This is a genomic window from Streptomyces carpinensis, from assembly GCF_002154505.1.
Lineage (GTDB): Bacteria > Actinomycetota > Actinomycetes > Streptomycetales > Streptomycetaceae > Streptomyces > Streptomyces carpinensis.
Genome location: NZ_MUBM01000015.1, coordinates 14,040 through 37,271, shown reverse-complemented (window position 1 = coordinate 37,271; position 23,232 = coordinate 14,040). Strand labels below are relative to the sequence as shown.

Below are 23,232 nucleotides of genomic sequence, written 5' to 3'. Positions count from 1 at the left end.
CCGCCCGTCTGCGCGGCGACCCCACCCGCCCGGCCGACCTTCGCCACCGCCGGGGCGCGCGGAGTGGTCGACAGGATAGCCCCGGCCTGGTCACCGAGGATCGAGCTGGCAACCTGCGCCCCCGCGAACTCGGGCCGGGAAGAGTTCGGGATCGCCCGGCACAAGGGCCGGGTGCTGATCTCGGGAAGCTCGCCGTCCGCCCTGCTCCAAGGTGTCGGCCACTACCTGAAGTACACCGCGCACGTCGACGTCTCCTGGTCCTCGGATGCCTCGGCCGAGCCGCTGCGCCTGAAAGGGGGCCCGCCGCTGCCGTCCTCGACGGTCACCCGCACCGCCAACGTCAGCCATCGGGTGCTCTCCAACGACACGGCCGACGGCTACACCAACGCCTACTGGGATTGGGACCGCTGGCAGCGCGAGATCGACATCGCAGCGCTGCACGGTGTCAACGAATTCTTCATGCCGGTGGGGACGGAGGCCGTGTACCAGCAGACCATGCGCCGGTTCGGCTACACCGACGCCGAGATGCGCGCGTGGATCCCCATGCCCGCCCACCAGCCGTGGTGGCTGTTGCAGAACATGTCCAACACCGCGGACGATCAGGAGAGCCAGGCACTGATCGAATCCAGGACCGTGCTCGGCCGCAGGATCGCCGACCGGATGCGCGAGGTCGGCATCGAACCCGTGCTCCCCGGCTACTTCGGCACGGTCCCCTCCGGCTTCCTCGCCAGGAACCCCGGCGCCGCGGTGGTCCCGCAGGGCACCTGGTCCGGCACGCGGCGCCCCGACTGGCTCGACCCGCGCACCCCGGTGTTCGGCCGGCTCGCCGCCGACTTCTACCGCACCCAGCAGGAACTGTTCGGCAGCACCGGTGCCTTCAAGATGGACCTGCTGCACGAGGGCGGCAATCCCGGCAGCGTGCCCGTCGGGGAGGCCGCCAGGGCGGTGCAGGCCGCGCTGGACCAGGCGCACCCCGGGGCCACCTGGGTGATCCTCGGCTGGCAGAGCAACCCCACCGCGGCCCTGCTCAGCGGCGTCGACAAGTCCCGGATGCTCATCGTCGACGGCATCACCGACCGCTACGGCGACAGCGACCGGACCGCGGACCCGACCGCCCAGTTCGGCAGCACGCCGTACGCCTTCGGGGCGATCTGGAACTTCGGTGGCCACACTACGATCGGCGCCAACGCCGCAGTGTGGAACCGACGCTTCTTCGCCCAACTGGCCCAGCCGGGCAGCGCACTGGACGGCATCGCGGTGCTGCCGGAGGCCAACGACAACAACGACGCCGCGTTCGAGTTCCTCACCGAGCTGGCCTGGCAGCCCGGCCCGGTCGACTTCGCCGACTGGTTCAGCCGGTTCGCCGACGCCCGCTACGGTCCCGACCCGCACGCCGAGGCGGCCTGGCGGACCATCGCCCAGACCGCCTACTCACTTCCCGCAAACGGCTGGAGCGAGGCCCAGGACGGACTGTTCGCCGCCCAGCCGAGCCTCACCGCGACCCACGCCGCATCCTGGTCCCCGGGGAGCATGCGCTACGACTCGGTCGCCTTCGAACAGGCCCTGGACGAACTGCTGCGCGTCGCTCCGTCGATCCGTCGCACCGAGCTCTACCGGTACGACCTGGCCGACGTCGCCCGGCAGGTGCTCGCCAACCGCAGCCGCGCCTGGCTGCCGCAGATCAAGGCGGCCTACGATGCCGGAGACCGGCCGCTGTTCCAGCGGCTCTCCCAGCAGTGGCTCGACGCGATGGACACCCTGGACGGCCTGCTCGGCTCCCGCCCGGAGTTCATGCTCGGCCCGTGGCTGAAGTACGGCGCCGACGCCGCGTCCACCGCCGCCGACCGGGCCGCCGTCCAGCGCGACATGCGGTCCCTCATCACCGTCTGGGGCGACCGTGCGGGGGTGCAGGCGGGCCTGCAGGACTACGCCAACCGTGAGTGGTCCGGCCTGGTCGGGGGCTACTACCAGGACCGCTGGAGGATGTACTTCCAGTCGCTGGACACCGCTCTGGCACAAGGCAAGGCGCCGGCCCCGATCGACTGGTACGCGGTCGGCCGGAACTGGGCCGACGGCACCGGCACCTTCCCCCTGAAGCCGGCCGGCGACCCCGTCGACCTGGCCACCGCGCTGCGCGACTCGCTCGCCCGCGACGGACTCGCCGACGGTGTGTCACTCGAGGCCGACCCCTCGTACCTGGGGACCGGGGCGTCGCTGACCGTGACCGCCACCGTGCGCAACGGCAACGGCCTGTCGGACGCCGGCACGGTGACGGCCACCCTGCTGCCGCCCCCCGGAGTCACCGTGACGAGCCCGCGTACCGCGACCACAGGACCTCTCGCTCCCGGAGCGTCCGCCACCCTCACCTGGACGGTGCGAACGGACGGAGACCCGGCCGCCGGGACGGCACGTCTGCGCGTCTCGGCCGAGGCCGTGCACTCCGGCCGGGCGACACCACTGGCGGCCGTCCTCGACGTGCCGGTGGTGGCCGCGCCGAAGCCCGGCACCCATTACCTCAGCGACCTTCCCTTCCTCGACGCACGGGGCGGCCACGGGCCGATCGAGCGTGACATGAGCAACGGTGAACAGGCCGCCGGTGACGGCCACACCCTCACCATGCTGGGCAGGACCTACGACAAGGGGCTCGGCACCAACTCGGATGCCACCGTCAGCTTCTACCTCGGCGTCCAGTGCTCGTCGTTCTCCGTCGTCGCCGGCATCGACGACGACATGCGCGGCGCCACCAAGGACCCACGGGTCACCGTCTCGGTGCTCGGCGACGGCAAGCTGCTCGGCCGGAGCAGCGAACTGAACAAGACGGACACGCTCTGGGAGCCGACCCTCGATGTGTCCGGCGTCAAGCTGCTGACCCTCACGGTCGACAAGGTCAAGGACGTCAACTGGTTCGACCACACCGACCTGGCCGACGCGAAGGTCGTCTGCGGCGGCTAGGGTCTTTCGTCTGGATCAGGCCGGACCCCGCGAGCCCGGCCTGATCCAGACGAGAGGCCCTGGATGTGCGGCTGGCGGACGCCTATGACAGAGAGTCCTGGGCCTTCTGCCGTAGGCGTTTGTGGCGGTCCGGCCGACGGCGCCGAGGGGCGATGGGAGTTGCAGCAGTCTCCCACTCCCGAAGTCAGCTGTTGAATGGGGAGACGTCGTTGATGGCCCGCGGTGTGCAGACCAGGACGATCAGCTCAGGGCGTGGGCGAAGCGTCGGTGAGAGACATCCAGCGCCGGACGGTCTCCCGGTGGGAACCGGTCGCCGTGCCCCCGGCCACCGCCTCCGCATCCGCGACGGAGCGCGGCGATCCAGAGCGGGTCAACAGGACGAGCGGCCACTCCGGACTCGTGCCGGGCCCCGCTCCGTCGAAGGCGTTCCACTCCCAGGGGCCGTCGAATCGCCACGCCCGCCCTGCGGCGTCGGCGACCTCGTCGCCCGGCCGCAGAAACGCGTAGGGCCGCATCAACAGCTCAAAGGTGAACGGGATCCCCGTCGCCCGGTTGAATGGTGTGACCCCGTGCCGTTGAGATGGCTCTCGTCCGGGAACTCGCGGTAGGACAGACCGCGGGGCAACACAGCCACGGTCAGCCTGGGGCGCGGCAGCCAGCCCGTCTCCAGCGGAGGGTCATGGTGGTCGACAGCCGTCACATGGATCACGGTCGGCGGCACTCCGACCCGGCAGACGTCGCCCGCCTTCAGGTGCTCGGGCGGCGGGTCGGTCCGGAACAACTCCGGCTCCACCTCGGGCGAGACGTGCCCGCCCATGTGCACGCCCAAAGCCACGACCCCGTTCCAGTGGAGGAAGTCGCTGTCGGTATCGATGCGCCACCATGGCCACCGTACCGACACCTGGCCCCACGTCACGCCTCGTTCGACTCTGACCGGAGTGAAGGGACACGCGACCGTCAACACGTCACCGACCCGGAAGTCCTCCCCGTACTTCATCGGGCCAGGCTAGACCGGGCAGGGTTCACGATCCGCGCCAGGCCTGGCCGGCCGGCTCGGACCGCTCGGTCCGGCGTCACCGCCATCTCGCCCTCGGCCCGGACCGTCACCAGGCAGGTCACCCGCGGGGGAGCGGCTCCGCACCCTTCGCCAGGCCGTCGTCAGTTCATGGCCGGGGGCCGAAGACCGCAGGAGAACGGTCTTCGGCCCCCGGCCGGGTGTAACCGTGCCGACTACGAGGACGGTGGCTGAGGCGCGGTCGGTCGCCGCGTCACAGCAGGCCCGTCAAGTCAGGCTAGTGGTGGCCGAGGAAGTGGTGGTGGTCCCGGTGGCGGTTGTGGAACCAGCCGTGGTGCCGGCCCTGGTCCCGGCGGTCGTCGTACCAGCCGTGGTGCCGGCCCCGGTCCCGGTCCCAGTCGCCGAAACGACCGCGGCGACCGTCGTGGTCGTGGTCGTTCCTGTTGCCCTCCCAACGCTGGCTGTGCGGGTAGGCCCTACCGTTGTCGCGGTGATGGTCGGCTCCGGCGGCGAGGGCCGGCATGGCGGCCGCGCCGACCAGGATGCCCGAAGCCACACAGGTGGCGAGCAGGCGGGCCGCCGTACGAGACACAGACATGAAGCTGTCCTCTCAAGTGCATGCACACCCGACCTGGTCGGGGCAGGGCGTGCGATCCGAATCCCGGCTCGGTGCCGAGGCACCACACGATGGCCCCACCCGGCGACACGAGATCGCCGAAAGGATTCGAGTTACGAAACGCGGATACATCCGTAACTCTCCCTTGTACGGGCCATCGATGCGGGGGGACACGGACCGTTGGTCCTGTCCCTGCTACGAACCGTGCTGCGACCAGCGGGAAAACGGATGACGGCGCGTCACACTCTTGACCGTCTCCTTGCCTTGGCTCCTGCGAACGGCTCAATGGCTTACGTAACGACGGAGTCCCCTCCGTTCGGGGGACCGTCGCGGTCGGCGGCGATCGTGTCGATCGCGACTGAGCGCCGAAGGAAATGATCCCGGGCGGGGTCGGGCGTCTGTTCTCCGGGGGAGGGGAGGTACACGGGCGCCGGCGTGCAGGGGCAGGTCCGCATCCCCCCGTTGCGGGTCTGGCCCTGCCCCGGGGGCCGGCCTGGGCGCCCAACACGTGGCAGGGCGCCCAGGCCTCATCGGCGGTCGTGGCGGAGCCGCCGGCTCCCGTCAGGCGTTGAGTGCGTCGTCGAGGCTGGGGTGGCAGTCGATCACGGTGTCCAGGCCGACGAGCTGGAAGGTGCGCATGACGGAGGCGGGGGTTCCGGCCAGGCGTAGCCAGCCGTGGGCCTGGTGGAGCGAGTGGTGAGCGGCGATGAGGGTGTTGATGCCGCTGGAGTCCATGAACGTGACCTCGTGCAGATCGACCACGGCGCGGCATGCGGCGGTCTCCGGGTCGTCGAGGGCTCGCTGCAGTCGATGGCAGGTGTTGTGGTCGATGTCTCCGGCCGCTGACACGACGAGGACGCCGTCGATGGCGGTGGTGACGACACACAGGGCGCCGGGCTGCTCCGCTTGTCCGGTATCCGTCACTGGTTCCTCAAACATGTCGGTGATCCTTGCCCAGTAGAGACTTCGCCCGGACGGTTGCCCCACAGGGCAGGGATGATGCGCTGGTATGGCGCAGCCCACAGAGGTGACACGGATCGCGCGACGCCGTCGGGCAGGGCGAGCTGACGGGGTGTGAGGGGCGACGTGGTCGAGGAGGCCGCGCGAACCAGCGGTGTGATGCAGAGCTCCGCGAAGGGCGACACTCACAGGTCCATCCGGCTGAGAGGGCGGGCTGAAGGCGGCATGCCGGCCCGCGTCCGCCTCGTCCGTTCCTTCACCACGCTGTAGATCACCGCGGTGGCCCCCTGCGTCGCGGCGTGACGACGCCACCGGCGTCCCGCCGTACCGGCCGAACAGCACGCGTGCGCCCTTCGGAGTGATCACCCGTGGGCCGCCGTAACGTTTTCCGGAGGCATGCGGGTTGACCGGGCATGCGAGAGAAGATCGTCACCGCCGTGCCGGCCGCCGCTGCTCCGGCGGCGACTGCCGCCCCGGTCCACGCGGCCGTGACCGCGGCGTGGGGCCGAGGACACCACTCCCGTCCCTCACGACATGGTCGGGTCCTCCGGTGTCGGCCGGAATCCGCGGGGGCGGGATTTCCATGACCACGGAACCCGGCTGTGCTTCCGTTTCAACCGCAGCGACCAGAAGCCTTGCGCCAAGATCCACGGCTGACGACGACGGGAGACGATGACGATGGAGAGGATCCGCGTGAGGTCCGTCGGCTTTCCCGCTCTCGTAGCCGCTGCGCTTCTCATCGGAGGCGTGGCGGCGGACCTGTTCGGGCCCCAGCCGTACATGGGACTGCCCCTGCTGACCGCAGCCCCTCTGGTCGCATCCGCCCTGCTGTCCTTCCGCGCCAGCCTGCTCGTCGTGGTGCTGGCGTGCGCGGCCTCGGTCGCGCTGGACCTGCATCTGGATCGTCCGGCGACGGCGTTGTTCGTCGACTTGGCCGACGTCGTCATCACCGGGGCTGTGGCCTTGATGGTCAACAGAGCCAGGTCCCGTCAGGAGTACCGGCTGGCGCAGGTCCGTGACGTGGCGGAGGTCGCGCAGCGGGCGGTGCTGCCGGACCCGCCGCGCCGCGTGGGGCCGGTGAGGGTGGCCGCCCGGTATGTGGCCGCGCATGCCGAGGCCCGCATCGGCGGGGACCTGTACGCGGTGCTGGCCACGCCGTTCGGAGTGCGCGCGATCATCGGCGACGTCCGGGGCAAGGGACTGGGCGCCGTCTCCACCGTCTCCGTACTCGTCGGCGCCTTCTGCCACGAGGCGGAGCGGACCCCGACCCTGGCCGAGCTCGCCGACCGGCTGGACGACGCTCTGGCCCGGCGCGGCACGGACGACACGTTCGAGGACTTCACCACCGCCGTGCTGCTCCAGATCCCCCCGGACGGGAGGACGGCCCAGGTGCTCAACCGCGGGCATCCGCCGCCGTACCTGGTCGACGAGCGGGCCGTGTCGCCGCTGGAACCGACCACCCACGAGCTGCCGCTGGGGCTGCGGCTCCCGGGCGCCGGGACCAGCGGCCAGCGGGCCGCGGACGTCTTCCCGCTGAACCCCGGGGCCTCTCTGCTCCTGGTCACCGACGGAGTGACCGAGGCACGTGACGGCAGTGGAGCGTTCTACGACCCGAGTATCCGCCTCACCCCGGGCGCGTATACGAGCCCGCAGCGGCTCGTGGACGCGCTCGTGCGCGACGTCCACCGCTGGACCGGGCGCCAGAGCCAGGACGACATGGCGGTCCTTGTCCTGACCCGGCCCCTTGGGTCCTTGACCAGCCACCCCGACGGCCGCGCCGTTCGGCTGGGCTGGATCAACCAGCCGGGGTGACTGCCGCCCGGGCCGCCCCGGCCGCCTGGTCCGGTCGGCGAAGCCCGGCCGGCCCTGCGCGAAGGGCCAGCCGCTGACGACGGCGCCGTGCGGGACCGCGCGCCTGCGGCCGTCGGCGGCCCCGTGCCGCGGGGTATCCTGACGGGCCGCTCGACTGCCGCTCCGTAGGGACGCAGACGGTGTGCCGTGGGATGGGACGAGAGTAGAAGAAGGACGGCGATGACTGCGTCAGGCGACTTCACGCCCGAGTCCGAGCGCGTGACCCGGCAGTTGCGTGACGAGATTCTCGACGGTGTGCGGCAGCCCGGCAGCCGGCTGGTCGAGCGGGAGCTGGCCGAGGCGCTCGGCGTGAGCCGGCTTCCCGTCCGGGAGGCGCTCAAGACGCTGGTGGCCGAAGGCCTGGTGACGCCGAGGCCGCGCACATGGGCGGTGGTGCGCGAGTTCACCGCGAGCGACGTCGCCGACCTCCACGAGGTCCAGTCCACCCTGGAGACCCTGTCCTTCCGGCTCGCCGCACAACGGCACACACGCGCCGGTCTGCACAAGCTGCGGGCGAACCTGGACGCCGAGCTGGAAGCGGCCCAGGCGGGCGACGCGGTGCGCGCCCGCCGGGCGGCGGCCGACTTCCACCAGACCGTCACCTCCCTGGCCGCCAACGAGCTGCTGAACGAACTCGAACGCGTGCTGCGCAGTCGCCTGCGGTGGCTCCTGGGACAGCACGACGACCTGCTGGGAGTCGCACGGGAGCACGAGACCCTCTACCAGGCCATCGCGGAACGAGACGTCCAGCGCGTCGAAGCCCTTGTGCTGAAGCACCTGGCGAGCAGCCGCAGCGCGGCCCTGGGCCACCGCACCCAGAGCCGCATCTGATCCCCACGACCCGCGAGCCCGCGGCCGTCAGTCGACCGGCCAGGTGTGGACGGGGACGTTGAGATGCATGTAGTCGGCGTAGAGCTGCGTCATCCGCCGGAGGGACTCGTGCCGGCTCGCCCGGGCGGAGGCGTCGATGTGGTGGAACATCTCCTTCTGCCACACCGCTCCGTTGCGGCCGGCGACGCACCGCTGCTCGATGATGCCGAGCAGCGGTTCCCGCCACGCCTCGTCCATGCCCGAGTGCTCCAGTCCCCGGTGCGCCAGCGGCAGCAGGCGCCGCAGCACGAGTTCGGGCACCGGCACCTCGCCCATCCCGGGCCAGTACAGCCGCGCCTCGATGCCGTGCCGTGCCGCCGCGTGCAGGTTGTCCTCGGCGGCGGAGAAGGACATGCGCGACCATACCGGCCGGTCCTCCTCCACCAGGGCGCGGGTGAGCCCGTAGTAGAAGGCGCCGTTGGCGAGGGTGTCGGCGACGGTCGGGCCGGCGGGCAGCACCCGGTTCTCCACTCTCAGGTGCGGTTTGTCGTGAGCGATGGCGTAGACCGGGCGGTTCCAGCGGTAGATGGTGCCGTTGTGGAGGGTGAGTTCGGCCAGTTCGGGGATGTCGCCGCTGTCCAGAGTCTCCATGGGGTCCTGCTCGTCGCACAGGGGCAGCAGCGCCGGGAAGTAGCGCAGGTTCTCCTCGAACAGGTCGAAGACACTGTTGATCCACCGCTCCCCGAACCACACCCGGGGCCGTACTCCCTGCACCTTGAACTCCTGCGGCCGGGTGTCGGTGGCCTGCTCGAACAGCGGGACGCGGGTCTCGTGCCACAGCTCCTTGCCGAACAGGAAGGGGGAGTTGGCCGCCAGCGCCACCTGGATCCCGGCGATCGCCTGTGCCGCGTTCCAGTACCCGGCGAACTCCTCCGGCGACACCTGGAGGTGGAACTGCGTGCTGGTGCACGCGGCCTCCGGAGTGATCGTGTCCGCGTAGGTCCGCAGCCGGTCGACGCCGTCCACGTCGATGCGCAGGTCCTCGCCCCGCGCGGCGAAGACCTGGTCGTTGAGCAGCCGGTAGCGCGGGTTCTCCGACAGCGCGGCCTCGCCCACGTCCTCCTGGCGCAGCGTGGGAAGGATGCCGATCATGATCAGATGCGCGCCGACCGACGCTGCGCGCCGCTCCGCGTGATTGAGCGCGGCCCGGATCTCGGACTCCCAGGCGTCGGGGCCGCCCGCCGTCAGACGACGGGGCGGAATGTTGATCTCGAGGTTGAACCTCCCCAGTTCGGTCGACCAGGCGGGGTCCGCGATGGCCTCCAGCACATCGCTGTTGCGCATCGCCGGCTCCGCCTCCTCGTCGCCCAGGTTCAGTTCGATCTCCAGTCCCACCTGGGGCCGCTCGGACTCGAACCGTGACGTGCGCAGCATCTGCGCCAACGCCTCCAGGCACTCCTGCATCTTGATCCGGTACCGGCGTCGGTCCTCGCGGGTGAAGACCATCGCCGGGACGTCCCGTCCCATCGGCGCTCCCGGTTTCCCCTAGGACACCTCTCCACCCCAGCGTCGCACCAGCGGGCGGCTCGGACCACGCGGGACGGCGTGTACCGAACGGTGGACGAGGGGGTGCTCCACGACGGACGAGGGGGCGTGACACGACGGCTGACGGGGTGCGACAGATCGGCGAGCGGAGTGCGGGAAGGTGGGCGAGGAGGCGCGACGACAGGGCGTGGTCGGTCGTGTCGCCGAGGGTTCGTCGGGCGGATCGGCCAAGGATGAGGGCATGAGAATCGTCCTGCCGACTCTGTTCGCGCTGCTGGCCGCACTCAGCAACGCGCTCGCCACCGTACTGCAGCGCAGGGCCGCGCTGACCGTGCCGCAGTCCCAGAGCTTCCGCCTCGGGCTGATTCTCGACCTGCTGCGACGGCCCGTCTGGCTCGCCGGGGTGGTCACCGTGATCGCCGCCGGCGTGTGGCAGGCGGCCGCGTTGGCCACCGGTCCGCTCTCCCTCGTCCAGCCGCTGTTCGTCCTGGAACTTCCCCTCGCGCTGCTGCTGGCCGCGCTGTGGCAACGTCGGCGGCCGTCCGGCCCGCTGCTGCTGAAGCTGTTCGCCGTCGTCGCCGGACTGGGGGTGGCACTGCTGACGGCCGCCCCCGCCGGGAACCGCACCCACGTGTCCATCGACCGCTGGCTTCCCGTCCTGGCCGCCTGCGCGGGTGCCGCCGTCGCGCTGACCGCGGTGGGCCTGAGGAGACCGCCGGGGAAGGTTCGCGCCGCCTGCATCGGCACGGCCACGGCGATCTGCTTCGCCCTCACGGCGGGACTGATGAAGACGGCCGTGCACATCCTCGCCGAGGACGCCCTCGCCGGGTTCCTCAGCTCCTGGCAGACGTACGCCTTCGGTGCGAGCGGCGTCTGCGCCATGCTCCTGATGGAGCACGCCATGCAGGGCGGGCCGCTGATCGCCTCCCAGCCCGCCCTGACCCTCGGCGATGCCATGGTGAGTTTCCTGCTCGGCGTGCTGGTCTACGAGGAGCACGTGCGGGCCGGCTGGTGGGTGCTGCCGCAGGTACTGGGCGTCGGGCTGATCGCCGCCGGCGTTTTCGCGCTGGCCAGGACCGAGGCCGGGGCCTTGTAGCCGCGGCAGGCGGGCCGCGGGGCCTCCGGCACGGCAGCCGCCTCTGTTAGGGCCGAGGCGAGTGGGGCAGTGGGAAGAGGTGGAGTTCCAGCGACACCGGGCCGGGACGCGCCAGCCGTGGCAGTGGCAGTGGCAGTGGCAGTGGCAGTGGCAGTCGAGCAAAGCCCTGCTGGCGATCCCGACAGCCCTCATCGTGGTGATCACGGTGGTGGACCAGCTGGTCCCGGCCGACATCCACCTCGGCCCCCTGCTGGTCATCGCGCCCGCGATCACCGCCTCGTTCGCCGGTCCCTGGGTGACCGGCGCGATCGGCCTCCTGGCCGCGGGCGCGCAGGCGTACATCGGCTGGCACTTCGGTGTGCTGTTCTCACGCAACATCCTGGTGCAGGTCCTCGCCCTGGCGGTGCTGTCGGCCCTGACCGTCTTCTACTGCGTGGTGCGGGACCGGCGTCAGCACCAGCTGGAGCGCGTGCGTGCCGTCGCGGAGGCGGCGCAGCACGTCCTGCTGTGGCCGTTGCCGGAGCGGATCGGCCCCCTGACGATCGCCTGTCTCTACCTGGCCGCCGAGGACGAGGCGCAGATCGGCGGTGACCTGTACGCCGCGACCACCGCCGGCACCGGCGTGCGGGTCATGATCGGCGACGTGCGGGGCAAGGGCCTGTCCGCCATCGGAGAGGCCGCCCTCATCATCGGTGCCTTCCGTGAGGCCGCCCACCAGCAGCCCAACCTGTGCGACCTGGCCCTTGCCCTGGAGCAGAGCGTGGCCCGCAACCTTCCCCACCTCGGGCCCGCGGAGCACCCCGGGGAGCGGTTCGCCACCGTGCTGCTGGCGGAGATCGCGGACGACGACAACACCACGCGCGTGCTCAGCTGCGGCCACCCTCCGCCCCTGCTGCTGAGCTCGGCCGGCGCCGACACGGTCCCGGTGCACCCGGCGGCCCCCCTCGGGATGCACGGACTGCACCCGACGGACTACACCCTGGACGTGTTCTCCTTCGAACCCGGAGACACGCTCCTGCTCTACACCGACGGCGTCGTCGAGGCCCGCAACGCCGGCGGCGACTTCTTCCCGCTCGCGGAGCGGGCCGCCCCGTGGGGCGACAGCAGTCCCGAGCAACTCCTGCACCACATCCGCCGCGACCTCCTCGCCCACGTGGGCGGACGTCTCAACGACGACGCCGCGCTCATCGCCATTTGCCGTACCCCCGAAGCTCCCCGCGAGCACCGTCACCGTCTGGGCGTCCACGCGCCCCTGTTCGGTCCCGGCACCCGAACCGCCCCGTCGTGAGCCGTCAGCGGCGTGTGTCGACGTGCCACGCGGCCTCCAGCGTGCCCTGCTGCCACTGCCACTCCAGCCGACCGGCGGGAAGGTGCCGCACGAGCCGTCTGGCCCGGCCGTTGCCGGCCTCCACCGAGAAACCGACGACCGCGATCCCGGCGCTTCGGGCGCAGGCAGGTACGGCGTCGAGCAGCCGGGTGCCGATGCCCCGGCCCTGCAGGGCGTCCTCGACGAGGAGTGCCATCTCGGCCACCGGTGCTCCGGGGGCGGGGCGGATGAGTTCCAGGCATCCCACCGTCCTGTCCCGCTCGGCGGCCACCAGGACCGCGCCGCACCCGTGGAGCACTGTCCGCCGCATCTCGCGGAGCAGGTCGCCTCGCCGGGTGCCGCCGTGCATGCGGTCCCGGATGCTGTCGGCCGAGCAGCGGGAGACCATCCGGCCCAGCCCGTCGAGGTCGCCGGGCCCCGCGCACCGCACCGACACGGCAGGAGGCATTTCGCAGCACCTCATCCAGAGCGGAGGACGTACGACGGCTCCATGACCGTCGTCATAAGCCCAGGCTGCGTTATGACGCCCGTCATAGTCAAGCGGCACCGGGATCGGAGTGACGCGCGCCGGAGCCGTCGAGGAGGGAGCGACAGGCGCCGGAGCCGTTGAGGGGACGCCGGAACCGTGCCGAGCGGCACGTCCCGCACCCGTCGAGACATCGGCCGGGTGCCCTGCGCAGGAACTCGACTCCCTTACGTCTCCCAGCCGTCGAGGACTGCTGCGCACCGGCGCCGGCGTCGGACTCGCCGCGTATTCGAGCACGTGGATGATGTCGACGACGATGTGGACTCACAGGGGCGGGCAACTGGCGTCCTCCGGAGCAGGAACCTCCTCGCCGTCGCAACCTCCCGCACGTGGCCACCGTTCGGTGGCTCACAGCTGAGTGGCGCCCCCGTCGACGGCGAGCTCGGCGCCCGTGGTGTAGGTGGCCTCAAAAGCCAGGAACGCGGCAGCCCTGGCAATCTCGTCGGGGGTGCCGAAGCGCTGCATGGGGTTGTGTGCGGCTTGTTGCGCCTTGAACTCCTCGGCAGCCTCTGCGGTCATCCCGCTGCTCTCCAGGATTCCGGTGTCGATGGGTCCGGGGCTGAGCGCGTTGACCCGCACCCCGTGCGGGAGCAACTCGCTGGCCAGACTTCGGGCCAGCGAACGCAACGCCGCCTTGCTGGCCGCATAGGCACTGGTCTCTGGCATGCCGATGACGTTGGCGACCGAGGTGATGAGGACGACGCCGGCGCCCTGACTCAGCAGCGGGGCAAGCTTCTGCACCGTGAAGTAGGCACCCTTGGTGTTGATCGCGAAGAGCTCGTCGTACACCTCCTCGGTCATCGACTCGAACGGCATCGTGCGGGCGATGCCGGCGTTGACGAAGAGCGCCTCGAGGCTACCGAGTTCGCGCTTGACGTGGTCGGCCAGGGCATCCTGGTCCGAAAGCGAGCTCACATCGCCTTGGACGGCCATCGCGTTCTCGCCGAGTTGCAGCCGAGCGGCGTCGAGCCTGGCCTGGGAACGGCCGGTGATCACCACACGTGCTCCGCCGTCGACCAGAAGCTTCGCCATCGAGAATCCCATGCCACGGGCACCGCCCGTGATTACGACATTCTTACCGCTGTACTTGTCCATGCGTTTTATTCCTTCGCTTTCCTGAAAACGGTGATGCCCGGTAATCGTCAGCCCTTGGGGAATTCGCCGCCGTCGACGATGAGACCGCTCCCGGTCACCCAGCTCGACCGCTCGGAGACGAGGAACAGCACGGCGTTGGCGATGTCGTCCGGCCGGCCATCGCGCCCCAGCGGCGGCGCGGTGTTGTCCAGACCCGGGCCCTCGCTGATCTGCGCCCAATGCTCCCGGGTCGCCTCGCCCCCCGGAGTGGTGGTCCGACCGGGAGAGACGCTGTTGACCCGGACCCCGAAGCCGGCCAGCTCCAGGGCCAGGCCCCGGCTGTAGTTCTCCAATGCCGCCTTCGCCGCTGTGTAGTGCAGGAACGGCGGCGCCACGGTCGGCGTCGCGGCCGACGAGATGTGCACGATCGACCCTGAACGCCGCTCACGCATCCCTGGTGCCAGCAGCGCGTCCAGGCGCACGGCCGCCAGGAGGTTCAGGTTCAGGGCGTCCTGCCACCCCTCGTCGGGGATGGCCAGCGCACCGTTGTGCGGCTGCGCGCCACCCACGTTGTGAACCAGAATGTCCACTCCGCCGAGCCTCTCCTCCGCGGCTGCGGCAAGCGCCTCCGCTCCGCTCCGCGTCCGCACGTCGGCCGCCACGAAAGAAGCTCCCTCAGGCACCAGGCTCGCCGCCGACCTGGCAGTCGTCAGGACCTCAGCGCCCGCGTCCAGGAGCTGGCGCACGATGGCCTCGCCGATCCCGCGAGAACCGCCCGTGACCAGCGCCCGCTTCCCCGCCAGCTCGCGCACAACCGATCCGTTCACGTTCGTGGTCATGCCAGAATTCCTCTTATTCGATAATTCGCTCTCGCAAGAATAATCGGCGTGCATGGAAAGTGACTGTTGAAAAATAGTCACGCAATGCGCGCCGCCGACCTTTTTCACGCTACGCGACGAGAAATCACACGGCAAAGACCAAATAACAGCCGAAGATATAGGCCGTTCCTATGGCGTCAAGCCAGGGAGTAAAAGACACACCTCGCGTGTTGGGATGAGGATGGCGCAACGACAACTACTGAGGTGGGCCGCGTCCCGGGGCCAACGCCGAGAGGACGGAAAGCCATGACCCTTCGCCAGTACGAGTACGCCCTGGCCGTGGCCGCAGAGGGATCCGTAACCGCGGCTGCGGAGCGGCTGCACGTCGCCCAGCCGTCGATGTCCCAGCAGATCCGTAGCCTCGAACGCGACCTCGGGGTGAGCCTGTTCGACCGCACGCCGACCGGTTTGACGCCTACCGCCGTCGGACGGGCCTTCCTGAGGGAGGCGCAGGTCGCAGTGAACGCGGCGCGACGCGCCCGGGCGACAGCTCGGGCCGCCGCCGACGACCTGGGCGGGGAACTGCTCGTCTCGGTGCAGATGGGATTCGGCACACGACAGCTGCCACACGCGCTCGCTGCACTGCGCCGCCGCTACCCACGACTGGAGGTCACCGTCTTCGAGGAGCCCGGCGCCGCCGAGCTGGACCGAATGTGCCGCCGCGGAGTGCTCGACCTTGCGCTGATGCCAGCCTGCGAACAGTCGCCCGACACCGCCCACCATCTGGGGGACGAAGAGTTCGTCGTAGTACTGCACCCAGGGCACCCGCAGATCGCCGCCGACAGGGTCGACCTGAGCGACCTGGAGGAGCAGTCTTGGGTGAGGTTCGACAACGACAGCGCCCTCGACGCCATACTCCGCCAGGTGCTGCGAGACAACGAGCTCACGCCGATCACCGCCGCCCGCGTGACCCAGACAGCGACCGCCGTACGCCTGGCCGCCCACGGGCTGGGTGCGGCGCTCGTCCCCGCGTCCGCCGTACCGCACGAACACGAACACCTCACCCGGCCGCTGTTCCCAGCCGTTTCCCAGCCGGTCATCGCCGTTCTCCGGGACAGCGTGGGCTCGGCCGAGACGGCCCTGCTCGACCTCCTACGCCAGGAGACCTGGCCCCAGGCCACTTCTCTTCTCACCGCCTCACCGACGACCGAGAGGGACCCAGGCTGACCGACTCATCAACACGAGCCACCGCTCGTTGGCGGGGTCGGCGACCTGGCAGGCAGCGCCACGCCACCGACATGTGGCCGCGTGTACGCAGGGGTCGAGGCCGACGCACAGAGCGGCACAAGAGCAAGGCTCCGGCGTGATGGAGGAGACGTCTGGGCGATGGCTACTGGGCGAGCGTTGATCCGCCGACACACCCTCACGGGCCGTGCTCCCCATCCTCTCCCCGGGGGTGGTCGTCTGCCTGCCTGTGCCAGTGGCAGACGTTGTGCCGCTGTCGGCCCAAGATGGCGCGGAGTTCGGGATCGTGGGCGATGTGCGGTGGGCAAGGAGCGAACTCGAAAGCCGCGCACGCGGTCAGGAGCTTGCTGGCGTCAGGTCCTGCAAGCCCACCACCCGCAGCAACTGCAAGCGCTCGTACGACTCCGTTCCCGGGCGGGCCGTGTGGATGACGAGCTGCTGGTTGTGGTCGGAGTTGACGAGGATCTCGCAGTCGAGTTCGAGGATGCCGATCGCAGGGTGCCGGAAGCGTTTCGTGGCGGCGCGGCGTACGGCGACCTCGTGTTCGTCCCAGAGGCGGGCGAACTCCTCGCTTGCGGCGCGTAGTTCGGCGACGAGCGAGGCGGGTTCGGGGTCCGTGGGGCGGCCCGAGGCCACCGCTCGCAGGCCGGCGACCTGCTCGCGGGCGCGCTCCGGGCGGTCCTCGGGCGGGAACAGCTCCTGGGCCGTCGGGTCCAGGAAGAAGCGGCGGATCATGTTGCGTTCTCGGGGCGGGCGGGCGAGGACGTCTCCGCTCAGCGCCCGCGACAGCGCGTTCTGGGCCAGGACCTCGCCGCAGTCGGTCACCACCATGGCCGGGGTGTCGTGCAGCCGGTCCAGCACCAGGAGCAGGCCCGGGCGCACGTGCGTGCTGGTCGCCTCCCGGCGCGGCGGCTCTTCACCGGTGAGGTGGAAGAGGTGGTCGCGTTCGTCCTCCGTCAGGCGCAGGGCACGGGCCAGCGCGGTGAGCATCTGGCGGGACGGGCGCGGGCTCCGGGACTGTTCCAGGCGCGTGTAGTAGTCCACGGACATGCCGGCCAGCTGGGCCACCTCCTCGCGGCGCAGCCCCGGCGTACGGCGCCGGGCGCCGGCCGTGAGACCCACGTCGGGAGGGTCCAGGCGGGCGCGAGCGCGGCGCAGGAAGTCGGCGAGTTCGGCTCGGTTCACCTCTCCAGGGTGCGGGACGCCGGCCGGCTTATCCAGGGACTCCCGATCCCCTGATGAAGAGGTCTCTCCCCCTCGTCCCCGCAACCGCCGAGGCTGGTCATCAACGACAGCGACACAGTGCGTGAGGAGCACATCATGCTGACTTTGGTGACCGGTACGACGGGACAGGTCGGACGCCGCTTCGTGCCGCGGCTGCTGGCCCAGCGGCAGCCGGGCGAGCAGGTGCGGGTCCTGGTGCGGGACGTGGCCCGTGGCGAGCGCTTCGCGGAGCTGGGCGCCCAGGTCGCCGTAGGAGACATGCGCGATGAGGAGACACTCGGCAAGGCGCTCGCCGGCGTGGACGCCGTCGTGAACGTCGCCGCCTCCTTCCGCGGGGTGCCCGACGAGGAGGCGTGGGCCGTCAACCGGGACGCCGCAGTGGCCCTGGGCCGCGCCGCGCAGGCCTCCGGCGTGGAGCGGTTCGTGCAGGTCAGTACCGGCAATGTGTACGGCGTCGGACGGGGCCGCCCGCTGACCGAGGAGGACGAGAGCCGGCCGGGCGGCGAGATGTGGGGCGCCTACCCCGAGTCCAAGGCCGAGGCCGAGCGCGAACTGCTCGCGCTCAAGAGCCTGGACGTACGCATCGGGCGGCTCCCCTTCGTCTACGGCGAGGGCGACCCGCACCTCGCCAACTCCTTGCAGTGGGCTGCCCATTGGGCGCCGCACCAGCGCCTGCAGATGGCCCACCACGCGGACGTCGCCCAGGGCCTGATGCGTCTGCTGTACGCGCCGGGTATCGCCGGCCGAATCTACAACATCGCCGACGACGCCCCCGTCACGACGGTCGAGCTGCACCAGCTCAACGGCGTCGAGGTGCCCGCCGGGCTCCACGCGCTCACAGACCCCGACCCGTGGTTCGGGATCATGTCCAACCAGCGCATCCGCCGGGAGCTCGGCTTCCGGCCGATCTACCCGAGCGTCTGGACGGCCCGGGACGCCGGAGCCCTGTGACGGTCGCTGCGCCGGGTCAGTCCACCCCCGTGATCCGCCCCTCCAGCACCGCCCCCGACACGCCGATCACGGCCACCACCAGGACTCGTACCCAGCAACTCGGGCGGCTTTGAGGATGACGCCACGGATGAGGGAACCACAGCGCGCCGTCCGGGCCGGGGGTGATGACGGTCGGCTCGCTGTCGGGGTCGAGCCGGTGGCTCGTCGGCTCCTCGCCCGGGACGAAGCGGCCGATCCGGCCGCTGTGGACAAGGGTGAAGCACAGGGCGCCGTCCGGTCCCGTGGTAAGGGCGTAGGGTCCGGCCGCGTGGTCGGCCACTGTGTGCTCTTCGATGTATATCTGGGGCACGTGGTTCAAAGGGGCTTCCCCTGTCCGTGCTCGGTGGCGATGCGCGCGATGTCGGCCGGGGTTCCGGCCATGATGGTGCGGGCATGTTCGGTGACCAGGTCGGCGGGCCAGTCCCACCACGCGGCGCGCAGCAGCCGCTCGACGTCGGCGTCGTCGAAGCGCTGCCGGATCGACTTGGCCGGGTTGCCGCCGACGATCGTGTACGGCGGAACATCGGCGGTGACCATCGCGCCGGCCGCGATGATGGCGCCGTCGCCAATCCGTACGCCGGGCATGACGGTCGCCCGGTACCCGAACCAGACGTCGTTGCCGACGACTGTGTCGCCGCGGCTGGGCATGGCGGTGACGATGTCCAGCGTCTGCTCCGCCCACCGGCCGCCGAACATGGTGAACGGGTACGTCGACACCCCCATCGTCGGGTGCTCGGCGCCGGCCATCAGGAAGGTGGTTCCGGTGGCGATCGCGCAGTACTTGCCGATGCTGAGGCGCTCCGGCCCGTAGGCGTAGAGGACGTTGCGGTGCTCGAAGTCCGTGGCGCCGTCCGGGTCGTCGTAGTAGGTGTACTCGCCCACGGTGATGTTCGGTGAGGTGACCAGCGGGTTGAGGAACACCACGCGCTCGTGGGCGGGCAGCGGGTGCACGGTGGTCGGGTCAGGGGACAAGGCCTGGGTCCTTTGCGTGGTTGCGGGATGTCGCACACGGCCCTGGTGGGGAGCCGTAGGGCCGGGGGCGGATCACCCTGGCCCGGTGGGGCTTCAGATGTTCTCGGGGAGGGGTGACTCACTCGATGAACTGGACGATCACGCCGCCGGGGTCGGTGACCTGGAAGTAGCGTTCGCCCAGGGGTCCTCGGCAGCGGCATGATGATGTCGATGCTTCGGCGCGCAGCCGCTTCTCCCGGCCAAGGCGGTTGTCATGGTCAACGGCTCTTCACAGATGCCTCGTTCGAGGTGGTGACCGCATCTGCATCGATGGAACGTTGCGGCGCCGCGGAGCCTTGCGCGGGCCTGGACCTCGCCAGCCACAGGCCGGTGAACACGGCGGTGGCCAATGTGACGGTGCCGGCAGCGAGGAAGGCGCTGTTGAGGCCGGTCGCGAAGGAGGCGCCGCCGGATTGCCGGGTGCGGACGATAGCTCCGAGCATAGCGACGCCGAGCACCGCGCCGATCTGCCGGGTGGTGCTGCTGATGCCTGATGCGAGGCCGCCTTCCTGCGGGCTGACTGCTTGGATGGCGGCGCCTGTCAGTGGCGACATGGTCAGGGCGAAGCCGATGCCGGCGAGTCCCAGCCGCCACCACACGTCCGCGTAGCCGGTGTCGGCGTGCACGATGCCGAGCGCCAGCAGCCCCAGGCCGGCCAGGGCCAGGCCGGTGGTGACCACGATGCGGAAGCCGTATCGGGCGGCGAGCCGGCCCGCGTACGGGCTGACGATCACCATGGCGAGGGATACGGGAAGGGTCTGCAGGCCGGCGCGCAGGATCGAGCTGCCCTGGACGTACACGAAGAACTGGGAGAAGAAGAACGACGAGCCCATGAGCGCGAACCCCACCACGACCATGGCGGTGTTGGACACGGTGAACAGGCGCTGCCGGAACAGCCGCAGCGGCAGCATCGGAGCGGAAAGACGGGCTTCGACGGCGACGAAGGCGGCGAGGAGGATCACCGCGGCGGCGAAGCTGCCCAGGATGACCGGTGAGGTCCAGCCGCGGGCACCCCCCTCGATCAGCCCGTAGGTCAGTACCCCCACCGCCAGAACGGACAGCACCGTGCCCGGGATGTCGATCGCCGCGGCGCTCGGGTTGCTGGACTCGCCGAGGTGGCGCAGGCCGACCAGTAGCAGGACCACGCCGAGGGGCAGATTGACCAGGAAGATGGCGGGCCAGCCGAAGGCTTGTGTCAGCACGCCGCCGGCCACGGGGCCTGCGGCCAGACCGATTCCGCTGAGTCCGGCCCACAGCCCGATCGCCTTGATTCGTTCTTGCGGCACGGGATAGGCCGCGGCGAGCAGGGCGAGCGAGGCAGGGCTCAGCGCCGCAGCCCCGATGCCCTGCAGCACTCGGCCGGCGACCAGCCAGCCGAGCGAGGGCGCGATGCTGCACAGCAGCGACGCGGCGGTGAACACCGCCACTCCGGTCAGGTACACCCGCTTGCGGCCGAACCGGTCGGCGAAGACACCGCCGGACAGCAGCAGCATGGCGACCAGCAGTACGTACGCGTCGACGATCCATTGCAGTCCGGAAAGCTGAGTGTGCAGCCGGTGCTGCATATCGGGCAGCGCCGCTCCAACGACCGTGTTGTCGAGCAGAACCATGAACTGGCCCAGGCAGGTCACCGTAAGCAGCACAGCCCGGTTCGATCGACTGCCTACGGTCGCATGCGATGCAGCCATGGGATCCCCCTCAATCGTTAGTTGCGCCCGGTCGCGGTCGACGCGGGTGGCGATACACCTGAGCGCCCTAAAGCAGTCAGCGACTGCGTTAGATGACTATAGGGAGGGCCGCCTCGCAAACGCAAGTCTCGACTGCGTTAAGGTGGAGGTATGAACGAGCGACAGCGAGCCCGGCGGCCCGGCGGACGCAGCGCCCGCGTCGGCGCGCAGGTGCACCAGGCCGTCACCGCCCTGATCAGCGAGCGCGGCTACGGCAACTTCACCGTCGGCGACGTCGCAGCCCGCGCAGGCGTAGCCGACAGCAGCATCTACCGCCGGTGGGGCAGCCTGGAAACCCTGCTCACCGACGTGGCGCTCACCCGCCTCAATGCGCAGTCGCCGATGCCCGACACCGGGAGCCTCGCCGGCGACCTGCGCACTTACGCGGCCCAAGTGGCCCGCGAGATCACCGGACCCGACGGCCCGGCGGTGCTGCACCTGGCCGTCGCCCTGTCCAGCAGCGGTCAGCAGGGCCTGCAGGCTGGTGCTGACCTCCGCGCCGAACGCACCCGGCAACTGCAGTCCATGCTCGATCGCGCCCGCGACCGTGGCGAGCCCGCACCCGACGCGTTCGACGTGCTGGACCACATCCTGGCCCCGATGTATATCCGCGTCTTGTTCGGCATGGCCCCGCTCACCCCGGACTACATCGACGGGCTGGTCGACCGATTGCTGTGACCTCAACCCGGTTCCCTCGAGCAGCCGTCGGACGCGGTGCCAGGGCTCCGCAAGGTGCTCGCCGACACGCACCCGACACCGAGCAGGCCGCCCGCGCCGTCTACGAGAAGATCAACCAGCAGCAATTCGCCGACGACTTCACCACGGCCGCCGGACACCAGCTCGACGACCTGGCCCTCGAGGACGGCACCCCGATCTCTACCAGGTCGACGGGGAAGAACCCGTCGAGACGTGCCCGCACCCCGACTGCGGCGGGTACCTCATCAACGACCGCTGCGTCGACGCCTCATGCCCCAACCTCCCGTCCACGCCCGGCTGAGCGCACCCGACCAAAAGCCGCGCCACGTAGGCGGACCCGGTTCGGCACATCGCCCGCGCGACCCCGATGGGCGCCCTTCGGCCTTGCCACCACCTTGGGCTCTAATGATCGTCGCAACACCCAACCCATGGGATTGCGATGTCAAGAAGAAGGAACTGGGCTGGGGGACGTCCTGTCGGCAAGAGGGCGCCCCCCGAGCAGCGGACGCCGCTCTCGCGAGCGGTCATGAGGTCCTCGGCGATCTGCCGGGGTGATCCGCCGAGGAAGGGCCGGCCCTCCCCGATCGGCTCATGGGTGACCGGGGGCCAGGCTGGGCCCCTCCGCCTCAGTGAGCGGCTCGCACGCCCCGTCAATCAACAGCAGAAGACGCACTGCATCCTGCTTTCGGCTGGTCACCGGACTCTCCGGCCCCTACCCCGCCCCCCGTGATCCATCACGCCAGAGTAACCACCCGCATACGAACCTGACCATGGGTCACATGGTGACCGAGGGCGCATCCGGGTCACACTCCCACGGCCATCGAGTAACTGGCCGACGGGTGAAGCAGGTTGCAACGAGACAGGTTGACGTGAGTCTGGTTCGGCGGGGCGGCGGTCACAGCGCGGTCGCCGCGCGGACCAGACCCGCGACCGCCGTGGAGCGGCTGTGCGGGGGCCAGGCGATGACCGTCGTGACAGGCGGCGCGTCGACGACCGGTACGGCGGTCAGGCCCTCTGCCAGGCCGGCGCGGCCCGTCTGCGGGACGATCGCGCAGGCCCGGCCGAGGGCGATGAGCTGGGTCAGCTGGGTGTGGTCGCGCACCTGCGGACCGGGGCCGTCCGGGAATGTGCCGTCGGGGCGGGGCCAGCGGGGCAGGGGCAGATCCGGCAGGCCGGTGATCTCGGCGAGCCGCAACTCCGCGCGCGTGCCGAGCGGATGGCCCGCCGGGAGGATCGCGACCTGGCCCTCGGTGTGCAGTTCCTCGGTGTCGAAACCGGCCGTGTCGTCGAACGGCCGGTGCAACAGCGCCACATCGGCCCGGCCGTCGCGCAGCACCGGCGCCTGCTCGCCCGGCCCGCACAGGAGCACGTCCACGGCGACCGCGCCGGGTTCGGCCGCGTAGGCGTCGAGGAGTTTCGCCAGCAGTTCGCTGGAGGCGCCGGCCTTCGCGGCCAGGACCAGGGCGGGGCGGCCGGTCCCGGCGAGGGCGGCCCGGCGGGTGCGCCGCTCGGCCGCCTCGACGGCGTCCAGCGCGGCCCGCGCCTCACGCAGCAGCACCGCCCCGGCCCCGGTCAGTGTGACGCCCCGGCTGCCGCGCTCCAGGAGGGCGGCCCCCAGGCGCCGTTCCAGCCCGGCGATCGCCCGTGACAGCGGGGGCTGGGCGATCCCGAGCCGCTGCGCGGCCCGGCCGAAGTGCAGCTCCTCGGCGACCGCCACGAAGTACCGCAGCTCACGTGTCTCCACCCCGC

The 23,232-nt window shown here is 70.7% G+C and carries 19 protein-coding genes; 8 read left to right on the top strand and 11 right to left on the bottom strand.

What is annotated here, in order from left to right; all coding sequences use genetic code 11:
- Positions 1–2,952: alpha-N-acetylglucosaminidase TIM-barrel domain-containing protein (locus BZY54_RS02495; RefSeq protein ID WP_143667982.1), on the top strand; the 2,952-nt coding region annotated here is incomplete at its 5' end.
- 1,292 nt (positions 2,953–4,244) lie between these two features.
- On the opposite strand, the gene BZY54_RS50710 is transcribed toward BZY54_RS02495, so the two are convergent.
- Together BZY54_RS50710 and BZY54_RS02475 are read right to left on the bottom strand one after the other, a co-directional pair.
- On the bottom strand, positions 4,245–4,565 hold the full coding sequence (locus BZY54_RS50710; RefSeq protein WP_158103798.1) for a hypothetical protein: 321 nt from the start codon (positions 4,563–4,565) through the stop codon (positions 4,245–4,247).
- A 579-nt stretch (positions 4,566–5,144) separates the two neighbouring features.
- Entirely contained in the window at positions 5,145–5,522 is a 378-nt protein-coding gene (locus BZY54_RS02475) for an STAS domain-containing protein (RefSeq protein ID WP_086722720.1), read from the bottom strand.
- 699 nt (positions 5,523–6,221) lie between these two features.
- Between BZY54_RS02475 and BZY54_RS02470 the strand changes: the two genes are divergently transcribed.
- A complete protein-coding gene (locus tag BZY54_RS02470; RefSeq protein WP_086722732.1) occupies positions 6,222–7,355 on the top strand; it encodes a PP2C family protein-serine/threonine phosphatase in 1,134 nt (377 codons plus the stop codon).
- A gap of 219 nt (positions 7,356–7,574) precedes the next feature.
- Positions 7,575–8,225: a GntR family transcriptional regulator gene (locus tag BZY54_RS02465; protein ID WP_086722718.1), complete on the top strand. Its 651-nt coding sequence runs from the start codon at positions 7,575–7,577 to the stop codon at positions 8,223–8,225.
- 27 nt (positions 8,226–8,252) lie between these two features.
- Here the strand turns inward: BZY54_RS02465 and BZY54_RS02460 are convergent, their stop codons facing one another.
- Positions 8,253–9,731: a glutamate-cysteine ligase family protein gene (locus tag BZY54_RS02460; protein WP_086722716.1), complete on the bottom strand. Its 1,479-nt coding sequence runs from the start codon at positions 9,729–9,731 to the stop codon at positions 8,253–8,255.
- Positions 9,732–9,990: 259 nt separating this feature from the next.
- Between BZY54_RS02460 and BZY54_RS02455 the strand changes: the two genes are divergently transcribed.
- Both BZY54_RS02455 and BZY54_RS02450 read left to right on the top strand, forming a co-directional pair.
- Complete coding sequence (locus BZY54_RS02455) at positions 9,991–10,845, top strand: DMT family transporter (protein WP_086722730.1); 855 nt, start codon at positions 9,991–9,993, stop codon at positions 10,843–10,845.
- Between the two features lie 169 nt (positions 10,846–11,014).
- Positions 11,015–12,133, top strand: a complete 1,119-nt coding sequence (locus BZY54_RS02450; protein WP_086722729.1) for a PP2C family protein-serine/threonine phosphatase — start codon at positions 11,015–11,017, stop codon at positions 12,131–12,133.
- A 4-nt stretch (positions 12,134–12,137) separates the two neighbouring features.
- On the opposite strand, the gene BZY54_RS02445 is transcribed toward BZY54_RS02450, so the two are convergent.
- The 3 genes from BZY54_RS02445 to BZY54_RS02435 form a co-directional block, all read right to left on the bottom strand.
- On the bottom strand, positions 12,138–12,620 hold the full coding sequence (locus BZY54_RS02445; protein WP_244216917.1) for a GNAT family N-acetyltransferase: 483 nt from the start codon (positions 12,618–12,620) through the stop codon (positions 12,138–12,140).
- Between the two features lie 426 nt (positions 12,621–13,046).
- Positions 13,047–13,793 carry an SDR family oxidoreductase gene (locus BZY54_RS02440; protein WP_086722712.1) on the bottom strand — a complete coding sequence of 249 codons (747 nt, stop codon included), beginning with the start codon at positions 13,791–13,793 and terminating at the stop codon, positions 13,047–13,049.
- A 47-nt stretch (positions 13,794–13,840) separates the two neighbouring features.
- Positions 13,841–14,611, bottom strand: coding sequence for an oxidoreductase (locus tag BZY54_RS02435; protein WP_086722708.1), 771 nt, complete (start codon positions 14,609–14,611; stop codon positions 13,841–13,843).
- Between the two features lie 285 nt (positions 14,612–14,896).
- Between BZY54_RS02435 and BZY54_RS02430 the strand changes: the two genes are divergently transcribed.
- On the top strand, positions 14,897–15,817 hold the full coding sequence (locus BZY54_RS02430; protein ID WP_086722706.1) for a LysR family transcriptional regulator: 921 nt from the start codon (positions 14,897–14,899) through the stop codon (positions 15,815–15,817).
- Positions 15,818–16,171: 354 nt separating this feature from the next.
- On the opposite strand, the gene BZY54_RS02425 is transcribed toward BZY54_RS02430, so the two are convergent.
- Positions 16,172–17,020, bottom strand: a complete 849-nt coding sequence (locus BZY54_RS02425; RefSeq protein WP_086722704.1) for a helix-turn-helix transcriptional regulator — start codon at positions 17,018–17,020, stop codon at positions 16,172–16,174.
- 135 nt (positions 17,021–17,155) lie between these two features.
- On the opposite strand from BZY54_RS02425, the gene BZY54_RS02420 reads away from it, so the two are divergent.
- Positions 17,156–18,010 (top strand): NAD-dependent epimerase/dehydratase family protein, encoded by an 855-nt coding sequence (locus BZY54_RS02420; RefSeq protein ID WP_086722701.1) that lies wholly within the window; start codon positions 17,156–17,158, stop codon positions 18,008–18,010.
- Between the two features lie 16 nt (positions 18,011–18,026).
- On the opposite strand, the gene BZY54_RS54945 is transcribed toward BZY54_RS02420, so the two are convergent.
- From BZY54_RS54945 to BZY54_RS02405, 3 genes are all read right to left on the bottom strand, one after another.
- Positions 18,027–18,359: a virginiamycin B lyase family protein gene (locus BZY54_RS54945; protein ID WP_425276256.1), complete on the bottom strand. Its 333-nt coding sequence runs from the start codon at positions 18,357–18,359 to the stop codon at positions 18,027–18,029.
- 5 nt (positions 18,360–18,364) lie between these two features.
- Positions 18,365–19,021 carry a CatB-related O-acetyltransferase gene (locus BZY54_RS02410; protein ID WP_086722699.1) on the bottom strand — a complete coding sequence of 219 codons (657 nt, stop codon included), beginning with the start codon at positions 19,019–19,021 and terminating at the stop codon, positions 18,365–18,367.
- Between the two features lie 257 nt (positions 19,022–19,278).
- Entirely contained in the window at positions 19,279–20,748 is a 1,470-nt protein-coding gene (locus BZY54_RS02405) for an MFS transporter (protein WP_086722697.1), read from the bottom strand.
- Between the two features lie 150 nt (positions 20,749–20,898).
- On the opposite strand from BZY54_RS02405, the gene BZY54_RS02400 reads away from it, so the two are divergent.
- Positions 20,899–21,465 carry a TetR/AcrR family transcriptional regulator gene (locus BZY54_RS02400; RefSeq protein WP_086722695.1) on the top strand — a complete coding sequence of 189 codons (567 nt, stop codon included), beginning with the start codon at positions 20,899–20,901 and terminating at the stop codon, positions 21,463–21,465.
- Between the two features lie 913 nt (positions 21,466–22,378).
- On the opposite strand, the gene BZY54_RS02395 is transcribed toward BZY54_RS02400, so the two are convergent.
- Entirely contained in the window at positions 22,379–23,227 is an 849-nt protein-coding gene (locus tag BZY54_RS02395; RefSeq protein ID WP_086722693.1) for a LysR family transcriptional regulator, read from the bottom strand.
- Positions 23,228–23,232: the final 5 nt, after the last annotated feature.